Annotated in this window: 11 protein-coding genes; all 11 read left to right on the plus strand. The window is 41.3% G+C overall.

The features are described 5' to 3' along the window. Nucleotide 1: 1 nt before the first annotated feature. The 11 genes from J2S78_RS03430 (at nt 2) to J2S78_RS03480 (ending at nt 12,502) form a co-directional block, all read left to right on the plus strand. The gene (locus J2S78_RS03430) at nt 2–1,195 is read left to right on the plus strand and encodes a PDZ domain-containing protein (RefSeq protein ID WP_306896282.1); all 1,194 of its coding nucleotides are present in this window, start codon (nt 2–4) and stop codon (nt 1,193–1,195) included. A 255-nt stretch (nt 1,196–1,450) separates the two neighbouring features. Beyond that, a complete protein-coding gene (gene uvrB, locus J2S78_RS03435) occupies nt 1,451–3,427 on the plus strand; it encodes an excinuclease ABC subunit UvrB (protein ID WP_306896284.1) in 1,977 nt (658 codons plus the stop codon). Between the two features lie 5 nt (nt 3,428–3,432). Next, nucleotides 3,433–6,318, plus strand: a complete 2,886-nt coding sequence (gene uvrA, locus J2S78_RS03440; RefSeq protein WP_306896286.1) for an excinuclease ABC subunit UvrA — start codon at nt 3,433–3,435, stop codon at nt 6,316–6,318. Between the two features lie 261 nt (nt 6,319–6,579). Continuing rightward, a complete protein-coding gene (locus tag J2S78_RS03445) occupies nt 6,580–7,800 on the plus strand; it encodes a DUF4097 family beta strand repeat-containing protein (protein WP_306896287.1) in 1,221 nt (406 codons plus the stop codon). Nucleotides 7,801–7,813: 13 nt separating this feature from the next. Continuing rightward, entirely contained in the window at nt 7,814–8,014 is a 201-nt protein-coding gene (locus J2S78_RS03450; RefSeq protein ID WP_306896289.1) for a PspC domain-containing protein, read from the plus strand. Further along, on the plus strand, nt 8,014–8,373 hold the full coding sequence (locus tag J2S78_RS03455) for a phage holin family protein (protein WP_306896290.1): 360 nt from the start codon (nt 8,014–8,016) through the stop codon (nt 8,371–8,373). Before J2S78_RS03450 ends, J2S78_RS03455 begins: the two co-directional genes overlap by 1 nt. A 188-nt stretch (nt 8,374–8,561) precedes the next feature. After that, entirely contained in the window at nt 8,562–9,503 is a 942-nt protein-coding gene (gene hprK / locus J2S78_RS03460) for an HPr(Ser) kinase/phosphatase (protein ID WP_125553348.1), read from the plus strand. A gap of 12 nt (nt 9,504–9,515) precedes the next feature. After that, nucleotides 9,516–10,394: a prolipoprotein diacylglyceryl transferase gene (gene lgt / locus J2S78_RS03465; protein WP_306896294.1), complete on the plus strand. Its 879-nt coding sequence runs from the start codon at nt 9,516–9,518 to the stop codon at nt 10,392–10,394. Nucleotides 10,395–10,408: 14 nt separating this feature from the next. Continuing rightward, nucleotides 10,409–11,362, plus strand: a complete 954-nt coding sequence (locus J2S78_RS03470; protein WP_306896296.1) for a nucleoside recognition domain-containing protein — start codon at nt 10,409–10,411, stop codon at nt 11,360–11,362. Further along, nucleotides 11,349–11,996 (plus strand): pyrophosphatase PpaX, encoded by a 648-nt coding sequence (gene ppaX / locus J2S78_RS03475; protein WP_306896298.1) that lies wholly within the window; start codon nt 11,349–11,351, stop codon nt 11,994–11,996. The genes J2S78_RS03470 and ppaX overlap by 14 nt, the downstream gene beginning before the upstream one ends. Next, nucleotides 11,993–12,502: an acyltransferase gene (locus tag J2S78_RS03480; protein ID WP_306896299.1), complete on the plus strand. Its 510-nt coding sequence runs from the start codon at nt 11,993–11,995 to the stop codon at nt 12,500–12,502. Before ppaX ends, J2S78_RS03480 begins: the two co-directional genes overlap by 4 nt. The last annotated feature ends 23 nt before the right edge of the window (nt 12,503–12,525 follow it).

Raw genomic sequence — 12,525 nt, forward strand, 5'->3', positions numbered from 1 at the left:
CATGGAAGAAATAGGCTGGGAATTCGTACAAGCTATTGGACGATTTTTTGCTCATCCGCTTACTTATGTCATTCCGATTGCGATGTTGCTGCTCGGATATTTTCGAGTGAAACGGGAACGTTTGACGTTTCATACTCGTATCTTTCAAATGGCCTTTGATTTGACGGCACCTTTACTCCCTGGCTTTCTGGCAGGTTTAGTGTTGTCAATTATCGTGATTGTAAGCGGTATTGCTGTTCCTTTTGCATTTATCGGTTTAGTGTCGATTATTTTGCTGCTTGTTTTAATGACAGGGCGGACAAATTGGTTATCACCTGCTTTTACCGTTAGTACAGCAGTAATTTTGGCTTTGTTTCTACCCGAATGGAACAGTGGCAATGCGTTTATAGATAATTGGTTGCAAGCATTGGCAGGCACCGATTTTAGACTCGTAATCATATGGCTTGCCGTTTTAATCATGATAGAAGGTATATTAATATGGAAAAACGGAAACAAACACACGTCTCCTGTCGTTGTGAAAAGTACACGCGGGAAAAGGATGGGGGCTCACCGGCTGCAACGAATTTGGTTTATACCCTCTATTATGCTTGTTCCAGATGGGATGATTGAATCAATCTCTTGGTGGCCGTTGTTGCCAGTCGGAGGAAATGATTTTGCTTTATTTCTGATCCCATTTGCAATGGGGACAAACTATACGATATTTCATACGCTTCCAGCTCCTGCTGTAAAAAGGGCGGGACAGCGGATTATTCTATTAAGCTTGTTGACTGGAGGAGGGGCTGCCACGGTCTTTTATTTCCCAGAGGCCGCATTATATACAGCTGCCGCTGCAATACTGATTCGAGAAGCATTAACGGTTTGGTTGAACAGAGAAGAACGGACAAGACCCGCCTTTTTTATGCCAAGATCACGAGGGGTAGGAGTTCTAGGTATTCTGCCAAGTTCACCGGCTGCTAAAATGGGGTTGGCGCCGGGCGAGACGATTATGAAAGTGAATGGACAGCAAGTGAATTCAGAAAAGGAATTTTATTATGCGTTACAAAAGAATTCCGCTTACTGTAAAATAGAGGTCACTGATTTACAAGGAGAATTGAGGCACGTCCAATCAGCGGTGTATGACAACGAACATCATGAAATAGGTGTCTTATTAGTAAAAGAAAAAAACACATTCGATCCGTCCGCAAAAGAGGCATAACATAAAGCAAAGGAATTATTCCATATTCCAACAAAAGTAAAAGCAGTTGTGATGACTAAATCATTACGGCTGCTTTTTTGTATGATTTGTTTGACGGAACGTTTAAAAGGTACAGATTTTTTTAAATTGAAAATGTCATAAAACGAACATATATTCGAAAAAGTCGTTTAAATTGCTAATATCTGTGGTATAATGTATAAGCGGATATATAAATGAAGAATGAAAGTTTTAATATATAAAGTGGGGGATTCAGTCATGAACGAAACGTTTGAGTTGGTTTCTAAATATGACCCTCAAGGAGATCAACCGGCAGCTATCCAAGCTCTTACTGAGGGCATAAATAATGGGGAAAAACATCAAACATTGCTTGGCGCTACGGGAACTGGAAAGACATTTACCGTCTCAAACGTCATTCAAGAAGTGAATAAGCCCACCTTAGTGATGGCACATAACAAAACATTAGCTGGCCAACTTTATAATGAATTTAAAGAACTGTTTCCAAATAATGCTGTAGAGTATTTTGTCAGCTATTATGATTACTATCAGCCAGAAGCCTATGTTCCTTCAACCGATATGTTTATAGAAAAAGATGCAAGTATTAATGATGAGATTGATAAGTTACGGCACTCAGCTACAAGTGCTTTATTTGAACGAAACGATGTCATTATTGTAGCCAGTGTTTCTTGTATTTATGGACTTGGTTCTCCAGAAGAGTATCGAGATCTCGTTTTATCCCTTAGAAAAGATATGGAAAAAGAGAGAAATGCGTTATTGCGTGAGTTAGTCGATATTCAATATGAAAGAAATGATATTAATTTTGTACGCGGAACATTTCGAGTACGTGGAGATGTAGTAGAGATTTTTCCTGCATCGAGAGACGAGCATTGTATACGTGTAGAATTTTTCGGTGATGAGATTGACCGTATTACAGAAGTAGATGCTTTAACTGGTGAAATACTAGGGGAGCGTGGCCACGTTGCCATCTTCCCTGCTTCTCACTTTGTGACAAGAGAAGAGAAGATGACTCGTGCGATTGAAAATATCGAAAAAGAACTGGAAGAGCAGCTTCAGACTTTTCGTGATAATGGTAGAGAGCTTGAGGCACAACGGCTGGAGCAACGTACGAACTATGATTTAGAAATGATGAAAGAAATGGGCTTTTGTTCGGGGATTGAAAACTATTCCCGCCATCTTACCTTTCGAAAACCCGGAGAATCTCCATACACTTTGATGGACTTTTTTCCGGATGACTTCTTGTTAATTGTAGATGAGTCTCATGTTACCCTACCGCAGGCTCGTGGAATGTATAAAGGAGACCGGGCACGAAAAGGAGTCTTGGTGGAACATGGCTTTCGGCTACCGTCTGCGATGGATAACAGACCGTTGCAATTCGAAGAATTGGAACAACGCTTTAAACAAGTGGTCTATATTTCAGCGACACCGGGACCTTATGAACTAGAAAAGTCTCCTGGAGTGATTGAACAAATCATTCGCCCTACCGGTTTGTTAGACCCAACCATTGATATCAAACCGATTGAAGGTCAAATTGATGATTTAATAGGACAAATTAACGAACGGAAACAACGAAAAGAAAGAGTCCTCGTCACGACCCTAACAAAGAAAATGGCAGAGGATTTAACCTCTTATTTAAAAGAGGTTGGTATTAAAGTGAAATATTTGCACTCAGAAGTGAAAACGTTAGAGCGTATTGATATTATCCGTCAACTTCGTCTCGGGGAATTCGATGTACTAGTTGGAATAAACTTATTGCGTGAAGGTCTGGATATACCAGAAGTATCTCTTGTCACGATTCTTGATGCAGACAAAGAAGGATTCTTACGGGCAGAACGCTCTCTCATTCAAACGATGGGACGTGCTGCAAGAAATGCGAATGGACACGTTATCATGTATGCTGACAAGATCACGAATTCTATGAATGTTGCTATAGAAGAAACGAATCGACGTCGTACCATTCAAAAAGAATTTAATGAAAAGCATGATATAACCCCAACGACCATTCAAAAAGAAATTCCAGAGCTCATTCAGGCAACTATCACCTCAGATGACAGTAGCGACCTTGATAAGCCTGCCTTGGACAAAATGAGTAAAAAAGAGCGTGAAAAAGTCATCGAACAGATGGAATCAGAAATGAAAACAGCTGCCAAAGACCTCCAATTTGAGCGAGCGGCAGAACTGCGTGATATGCTACTTGAACTAAAAGCGGAAGGGTGACCGTTATGTCAATCGAAAATTTACAAATTAAAGGGGCTCGTTCTCACAATCTCAAAGATATCGATGTGACGATTCCCCGTGACAAACTGATTGTTTTTACAGGCTTATCCGGTTCAGGGAAGTCTTCTTTGGCGTTTGATACGATCTATGCAGAAGGACAGCGCCGTTATGTAGAATCATTATCTGCTTATGCTCGTCAGTTTTTAGGACAGATGGATAAACCTGATGTTGATTCAATTGAAGGACTTTCGCCTGCTATTTCCATTGATCAAAAAACGACAAGCCGCAATCCTCGTTCTACTGTAGGAACCGTGACAGAAATATATGACTACCTGAGACTACTTTTTGCAAGAGTGGGGCGTCCGATATGTCCTGTTCATAACGTCGAAATTTCTTCGCAAACTGTGCAGCAAATGGTTGATTTGATGATGGAATATCCCGAAAGGACAAAAATGCAGATTCTTGCGCCACTTATTTCAGGTCGTAAAGGCGAGCACGTCAAAGTATTAGAAGATTTGCAGAAAAAAGGGTTTGTCCGCGTTCGTGTCGATGGTGAAATGCGTGAAGTGAGTGAAGAATTTAATCTCGAAAAGAATAAAAAACATGATATCGAAGTTGTTGTAGACCGAATTGTTATAAAAGAAGGGGTGGAAACACGGCTTGCCGACTCTTTAGAAACAGCGCTTGATTTAAGCGGTGGTAAGGCGATGGCTGATGTTATTGATGGAGAAGAACTTCTTTTTAACCAACATCACGCCTGCCCTCATTGCGGTTTTTCTATCGGCGAATTAGAACCGCGGTTGTTTTCATTTAACAGTCCCTTTGGCGCCTGCCCGACATGTGACGGGTTGGGAAGTAAACTAGAAGTAGATGAAGAGCTAGTTATTCCAGATTGGGACCGCACATTAAATGATAACGCAATCGCAGCGTGGGAACCTACGAGTTCACAATATTATCCGCAGCTGCTTCAGTCGGTGTGCCGTCATTTTAATATTGATATGGATGTTGCAGTCAAAGAACTGCCGAAGGAAAAGCTCGATATTCTTTTGCATGGCAACCGGAAAGAAAAAATGACATTTCGCTATGAAAATGACCGTGGTAGTATCACCGAGCGCGACATTTACTTTGAAGGTGTATTAAATAATGTGTCCCGTCGTTATCATGAAACAGCGTCAGATTTTATTCGAGAACAAATGGAACAATATATGGCGAACAATGCTTGCCAAACATGTAAAGGGAACAGACTTCGTAAAGAAAGTCTCGCGGTCAAAATAGCCGGCAATCATATTGGAGAAATAACGACATTATCTATTAAAGATGCGAAAGACTTTTTTGAACGTCTGGAACTCTCTGAAAAAGATTTAATGATTGCCCGCCTTATTTTAAGAGAGATTGATGAAAGACTTGGATTTTTAATTAATGTCGGCCTTGATTATTTAACGATGAGTCGTTCAGCCGGCACTTTATCTGGCGGAGAAGCGCAGCGGATCCGGCTTGCAACCCAAATCGGTTCTTCATTAATGGGGGTTCTCTATATTTTAGATGAACCATCGATTGGGTTACATCAACGTGATAATAACCGCCTTATTAAGACACTCGAACGGATGAGAGACCTAGGTAATACGTTGATTGTCGTTGAACACGATGAAGATACTATGCTTGCGGCTGACCATATTGTCGATATTGGTCCAGGTGCAGGGGTACATGGGGGCTACGTTGTCTCCGAAGGAACTCCGGAAGAAGTTAAAGAAGACGATCGTTCAATGACGGGACAATACTTGTCAGGTAAGAAATTCATCCCACTTCCGATGTCGAGAAGAAAACCAGAGAAGCGTCAATTAAAAATAAAAGGAGCGAAAGAAAATAACCTTCAGACTACAAATGTTGATATCCCGTTAGGCTTGCTAACAGCAGTTACAGGTGTATCCGGTTCCGGAAAAAGTACGTTGATTAATGATATTTTGTACAAGTCATTGTCGCAAAAGCTCCACCGAGGCAAAGGAAAACCGGGAGCACATAAAAAAGTAGAAGGAATCGACCAATTAGAAAAAGTCGTCGATATCGATCAATCGCCGATCGGACGGACCCCTCGTTCCAATCCGGCTACGTACACGGGTGTGTTTGATAATATCCGGGATGTATTTGCTATGACAAATGAAGCCAAAATACGCGGCTACAACAAAGGAAGGTTCAGTTTCAACGTTAAAGGCGGACGTTGTGAGGCTTGTAAAGGGGACGGGATTATAAAGATTGAGATGCATTTTCTCCCCGATGTGTATGTTCCTTGTGAAGAATGTGGAGGCTCAAGGTATAACCGTGATACGCTCGACATACGATACAAAGGGAAAAGTATTGCAGATGTTCTAGCGATGACAGTAGAAGAAGCGTTAGATTTCTTTGAAAATATCCCGAAAATAAAGCGCAAAATCCAAACGCTTTATGACGTAGGTTTGGGGTATATTACACTCGGCCAGCAAGCTACGACATTATCGGGTGGTGAAGCACAACGTGTGAAATTAGCTAGTCAGCTGCAACGACGCTCCAATGGCAAGTCCCTCTATATACTGGACGAACCTACGACAGGACTTCATATTGACGATATCGACCGACTTTTAACCGTACTTCAGCGTTTAGTAGAAAATGGCGACAGTGTTCTTATTATCGAGCATAACTTAGATGTTATTAAATCAGCTGATCACATTATTGATCTTGGTCCAGAAGGCGGTGACAAAGGAGGCAAAATCGTTGCCACCGGAACACCGGAAAAAGTGGCCGAAAATAAAGAATCGTATACCGGTTATTATCTTAAGCCGATTTTAGAAAGAGAACGAAAAAGAATGGAAGAACGAATGGCTGCCGCTGAAAAAGTAGCAGAACATTCAACTTCGTAATGTATAGCCGTCCCGTCTGCAGAAAATGGATGATAGACCTATTAGTCATCGAATTCAAAACCATTGTATGTGCAGGTGGGACGCTATTTTTTTGCACCCCACATGCAAAAACGGACAGCAGGGGGAGAGGCATTCCGACTTCAGACCGAAGAAATGCTGAAACGAATACGGTATCTTAAACGTAGATGAGAAAATAGGAAACGGTGTGAACGAAAAAAGTGTGTCTGGTCTCCGATTATTTAAAAAAGGAAGGGATCAATCATGGAAGAAGAACGCAAGATTATCTTAAAAATGATAGACGATGGAAAAATAACAGCAGAAGATGGAACGAAGTTATTAAAAGCGCTTCATTCGGACAAGGAAGACAAGCCGGAAGAGTCAGAGACAGAGGAATCTGCATCTTCGGTTAGTGGTCCAAAGGATTCACACCATTCTTATTCAGCAAAAGCGTCTTCGAAAGAAAAGGCGGAAGATGTGTCAGAAGCAACGACAGGCACAGACTTGTCAACAAAAGTAAATTGGGAACATGATAGAAGAGGGCGCACGGAAGAAGAAACAGAACAGCAGAAAAAAACGGATCCCGCCACAGGATTCACTGATTTTATTGACAGTGCTATCCAAAAAATTAAAGAGTTGGATTTAGATTTTAACTTTGGTCCTTATCAAGAGGTTCATCATATCTTTCAACATAAGGGAATGGACCAATCTGTCATTGACATTTCATTGGAGAACGGTTCCTTAGAATGGAAGCCGTGGGATGAACCTGATGTAAAGATTGAATGCGATGTGAAAGTTTATAAAGGAAAAACGTTGGATGACGCCCGTCGTGAGTTTTTAAAGGAAACGGTATTTGAAGTGGACGGCACGCATCTGTTGTTTTACACTCGTACGAAAGCAATGAAAGTTAATGCGGTAATGTATGTCCCCCGCAAGACATATGAACGTGTGCAGCTATATACGTTTAATGGGCATTTGAAGGGGGAAGATGTAAAAGTAAATAGTTTTTCCGCTAAAGCGGTTAATGGGAGTTTAGCCGTTCAAAACCCGGATGCGATGAAATTTCACGCAGAGACTGTGAATGGCCCGATAAAAGTTTCGGGTGGAAATTTAGATATTGGGGATATTAAAACCATGAATGGAACGATTGAACTTCATTCTGAAATAAGAGATGTTGAAGCGGAATCTGTGAATGGAACGATTGATAGTTTGATGAAAATCAACCAAGACGCACGAGCGAATTTATCTGCGACTACGGGGAGTATTTTTGTCACGTTGCCGGACAATATCCGGACAGAAGGACAGTTGCGAACAAATGTGGGAAATTATAATTATTCTTTGGATGACATGGAGATTCATGAAGAAAAGAAGGATTTTATTCAAAAGTCATTACAGTTCACATCCAATCATACGGGATCCCCGCGATTGCGATTGAATGCCAGTACGAAAACTGGTTCCATTTCTGTAAAACCAGAACATGCTTGAGGAGGGAAGCACCATGAAAAAACTAGAACGAAGCCGGCATAATCGAATGCTTGCTGGAGTATGCGGGGGCATTGCTCACTATTTTAATGTAGATGCTACGCTGGTTCGTATCATTACCGTCATCCTATTTTTTGTTACAGCTGTATTCCCCATCCCGGTCGCCTATATTATCTTAGCTGTTATTATGCCGAATGAGGGAGATTCTGTAGAATAATGGGTTGTCTTGTACCGTTCCTTGTTAATACAGTTACGCTCATGGTCGTGGCTGGTTTTTTCAACGGTTTTGAACTTGATGGGATTGCTGCTGCTGTTATCGCGAGCATTATTTTATCGGTTATCAATCTTTTTATTCGGCCGCTCCTCGTTCTGTTTACGCTTCCTATCACTGTTCTCTCTCTTGGGTTGTTCATTTTTATTATTAACGCAGCTTTATTAATGTTGACTGCTGGTTTAATGGGTGATGCCTTCACTATATCGAACTTTGGTATGGCGTTACTAGCAGCTATTATTATTGCCATCTTGAATGTGCTTATTAACCATTTCATCGTTGATCCTTTGCGGAAAAAGAAATAAGTGTCAAGCTGTCCTACGATGGGCAGCTTTTTTCGTAAGGTATAAGAATGTATAAACAGCGTAAATAGTGATTTGCTATTTCCACAATCATTAGGAATCATGCTACAATGAAAAGAGTGTAAGTGGAAAAATTCTGATGATTTTAAACGAGCTTTCCGATTGAATTTGTGAAGATTAGAGGGATATAGATGCCAAAAGTAACCGCGAATGATTTAGCGAGTCAATTTAATTTAGAAGTGTTGGCCGGGGAGGAAGGCGTTTACCGTGCAATTACAACAAGTGATATTTCACGGCCGGGAATTGAAATGGCTGGTTTTTTCACGTATTATCCGGCGAAACGATTGCAACTTATCGGACGCACTGAACTTTCGTTTTTTCAACAGTTGTCCCCGGACGAAAAAAAGGAACGAATGTCAAAGCTTTGTACATATGACACCCCTGGCATTATCATTTCACGAGGATTGATTGCGCCGCCGGAATTGGTAGAAAGTGCGGAAAATATGGCTGTTCCGGTCATGCGGGCAGATGTCACAACGACTCGGCTTAGCAGTCAATTAACGAACTTTTTAGAAGCGCGTTTGGCAAAATCAACCGCTGTGCACGGTGTACTTGTGGATATTTACGGCATTGGTGTACTATTAACAGGAGCAAGCGGTGTTGGTAAAAGTGAAACTGCACTTGATCTTGTTCGTCGTGGACATCGTTTAGTAGCTGATGATTCTGTTGAAATCTTTCAGCAGCATGGGGATACATTAGTTGGTAGTTCGCCGGAACTCATACGACACCTTTTAGAAATAAGAGGTCTTGGCATCATTGATGTCATGACATTATTTGGCGCCGGCGCAGTCCGTCCGTTTAAACGGATAGGCTTGACGATTCACCTTGAACTTTGGGATGAAAATAAGGCATATGACCGTTTAGGTTTGGAAGAAGCGAAATTGCAGATTATCGATACAGAAATTCCAAAATATACGATTCCGGTGCGCCCGGGACGAAATCTTGCTGTTATCGTGGAAGTCGCTGCGATGAACTTCCGTTTAAAACGGATGGGGATCAATACAGCGAAGCAGTTTTCCGATCGTCTTACAGATGTGATTGAAGAAGGCGACCGTGATGATTTTTATGGATAGGAGAGAAGTCAGATGTTGTATTCGATTGAACCAATTGGCCGTGTAGCCTTTGAACTGGGGCAACTAACGGTATATTGGTATGGAATCATTATTGGGTTAGGTGCTCTTATCGGATATGTTATAGCAAATAAAGAATCAAAAAAGCGTGGTTTGCCAAAAGATGTTTTTGCAGATTTGCTTATTTTTGCGATTCCAATTGCGATATTGTGTGCGAGATTATATTATGTTGCGTTTCGATGGGGCTATTATTCACAGAACCCAGGACATATATTAGCTGTTTGGGAAGGTGGTTTAGCGATTCACGGCGGCCTTATCGGTGCCGTATTAACAGCGATTGTTTTTACGAGAAAGCGAAAAATATCGTTTTGGAAAATCGCAGATATAGCAGCACCAAGCATTATTTTAGCGCAGGCGATTGGACGCTGGGGAAATTTTATGAACCAAGAAGCACACGGCGGCCCTGTTACACGTGATTATTTAGAAAGCCTGCAACTGCCAGAGTTTATTGTTAATCAAATGTTTATTGATGGTACATACTATCACCCGACATTTTTGTATGAATCGCTTTGGAGTCTGCTTGGTTTTGCGCTGTTATTATTACTTCGCCGAGTGAATTTGCGGCGCGGTGAAATATTCTTAAGCTATGTTATTTGGTATTCGTTTGGACGATTTTTCATTGAGGGAATGCGTACAGATAGTCTTATGATAGGAGACGTATTGCGTGCAGCACAAGTTATTTCGGTGATGCTGATTATTGGCGCCATAGCGTTGTGGGTGTACCGAAGAAGAACGGGGCTTTCCGCTGCCCATTATCTCGATGATGATGGATCTGGTATTCCTAAACCTAAATCTAAACGTAAATCTGGTGGCTCAAAAAAGAATAAAAAGTGAAAAAGGTGAAACCTATGAAAACATTAAAACAAGGTTGCATCGCCGGACTTCAAACAACGTGGACGCTTGGGAAAATCATATTTCCTATAACTCTCATTATTACGATGCTTGGATATACGCCGGTTCTCACCTGGATTGCTGGTTTACTGGCGCCGTTAATGGGTTGGATTGGTCTTCCTGGTGAAGCTGCGATTCCACTCGTACTCGGTAATGTCCTAAATTTATATGCTGCCATTGGAGCTATTTTATCAATGGACTTGGCTGTAAAAGAAGTGTTCATATTAGCAGTCATGCTTTCTTTTTCTCATAATTTATTCATTGAATCAGCAGTAGCAGTCAAAGCAGGCGTCCGGATGTCGGTCGTGCTGGCAGTTCGACTAGGGCTTGCTGTCTTGTCCGCCTTTCTTATCCATGTTTTTTGGAGAGGTGGGTCTGAGATGGCAAGCTATGGTTTTGTTTCTAATGATAGCCAAAGTACTGTTAGTGGCTGGGAAGGAATTATTTGGGAAGGGATATCTAGTGCTTTTTTCGGTGTCGTTCAGTTAGCCGCCGTCGTCATTCCGATTATGATTTTTATTCAAATGATGAAAGATTTGAATTGGCTGCAAAAGTTTTCAACATGGATGTCTCCTTTTACGAAGATGCTAGGGATTAATAAAAATACATCGACCACGCTGGCATCTGGAATATTTTTTGGGCTTGCTTTTGGTGCTGGGGTTATGATTCAGGCCATAAAAGACGACAATGTAAAGAAAAAAGATGTATATCTTGTATTGATATTTCTTGTCGCTTGCCATGCTGTTATCGAAGATACCCTGATTTTTATACCGCTTGGCATTCCTGTATTGCCATTACTGCTTATTCGTTTTGTTACGGCTGTTATTTTAACAGTCATCGTTGCCTATGTATGGAAAAAGGTCGAAAAGAAAGAATATATCCGCAAGGAGGCCACCTATGACTATTCATAACATTTTGTTCGATTTTGATGGAACACTTGTTAATACAAATGAACTCATTATTAAGTCTTATGAACGTGTGTTAGATACATATTTTCCCGAAAAATATGGAAGAGAAGATATTATCGGCTTTATTGGCTTGTCTCTTCCTGAAAATTTCCGAGAAATGGACCCAGACCGGGCAGAAGAAATGATTAAGCTATATCAACAACACAATTTGGAGCACCATGATGAATTAATTGAAGAATATGAAGGGGTAGCAGAGACAATAGCAGCTTTAGACCAACAAGGGTATAAACTAGCTATCGTTACGACAAAACGTAAACAAACCGCTTACAAAGGTTTGGAATTGATGGGACTGCTTCCTCATTTTTCTTCTGTTATTACACTTGATGATGTAGAAGAAGTGAAGCCTCACTCAGAACCGCTTGATAAGGCAATGAAAGAATTAGGAGCAAAGCCGGAAGAGACCATGATGGTTGGTGACAGTCAGTATGATATTCTCGGAGGGAAGAATGCCGGGGTGAAGACAGCCGGTGTGGCTTGGACGATAAAAGGGGAGGATTATCTTGCCTCGTTTGAGCCGGATGTCATGCTCCAAAAAATGCCGGACTTGCTGAATTACCTTGGCGTGAAACGAACATGAGAAGGACCGAACGATATCCTGTGGAATCTGCCAATTCCCTCTGGCATATATACAAAACAGTCCCCTTTTGGAAAGTCGTTAAAAATTTCGTCGTCATTCAAGTAGCACGTATTATCCCTTTCTTACCTCTGAAAAATTGGATGTATCGAACCTTTTTACGAATGAAAGTGGGGGAAAAGACGGCATTTGCATTGATGATGATGCCGGATGTCATGTTTCCGGAAAAGATAAGTATTGGCTCCAATAGCGTTATTGGTTACAACACAACGATTTTGGCACATGAATACTTAATTAAAGAGTACCGTTTAGGAAAGGTGGACATCGGTGATCATGTGATGATTGGTGCAAACACTACTATTCTTCCAGGGGTGCATATTGGAGATGGTGCGGTGGTTGCAGCTGGTTCGGTTGTTCATAAAGATGTAGAAGCAGGTTCCATCGTAGGTGGCAATCCATTGCAACGGATTCGTTCGAATGAAAATAAAGATGATTCACTCCCTGAATAGAGCGTCCCTCTAGGAAGGGATTT

This window comes from Salibacterium salarium (assembly GCF_030813635.1).
GTDB lineage: Bacteria > Bacillota > Bacilli > Bacillales > Marinococcaceae > Salibacterium > Salibacterium salarium.

What these genes read in the sequence shown, in the direction of transcription:
- hprK (WP_125553348.1), top strand. Translation starts at nt 8,562, where the DNA reads ATGCCAAAAGTAACCGCGAATGATTTAGCGAGTCAATTTAATTTAGAA.
- J2S78_RS03445 (WP_306896287.1), top strand. Translation starts at nt 6,580, where the DNA reads ATGGAAGAAGAACGCAAGATTATCTTAAAAATGATAGACGATGGAAAA.
- ppaX (WP_306896298.1), top strand. Translation starts at nt 11,349, where the DNA reads ATGACTATTCATAACATTTTGTTCGATTTTGATGGAACACTTGTTAAT.
- lgt (WP_306896294.1), top strand. Translation starts at nt 9,516, where the DNA reads ATGTTGTATTCGATTGAACCAATTGGCCGTGTAGCCTTTGAACTGGGG.
- uvrA (WP_306896286.1), top strand. Translation starts at nt 3,433, where the DNA reads ATGTCAATCGAAAATTTACAAATTAAAGGGGCTCGTTCTCACAATCTC.
- uvrB (WP_306896284.1), top strand. Translation starts at nt 1,451, where the DNA reads ATGAACGAAACGTTTGAGTTGGTTTCTAAATATGACCCTCAAGGAGAT.
- J2S78_RS03470 (WP_306896296.1), top strand. Translation starts at nt 10,409, where the DNA reads ATGAAAACATTAAAACAAGGTTGCATCGCCGGACTTCAAACAACGTGG.
- J2S78_RS03455 (WP_306896290.1), top strand. Translation starts at nt 8,014, where the DNA reads ATGGGTTGTCTTGTACCGTTCCTTGTTAATACAGTTACGCTCATGGTC.
- J2S78_RS03450 (WP_306896289.1), top strand. Translation starts at nt 7,814, where the DNA reads ATGAAAAAACTAGAACGAAGCCGGCATAATCGAATGCTTGCTGGAGTA.
- J2S78_RS03430 (WP_306896282.1), top strand. Translation starts at nt 2, where the DNA reads ATGGAAGAAATAGGCTGGGAATTCGTACAAGCTATTGGACGATTTTTT.
- J2S78_RS03480 (WP_306896299.1), top strand. Translation starts at nt 11,993, where the DNA reads ATGAGAAGGACCGAACGATATCCTGTGGAATCTGCCAATTCCCTCTGG.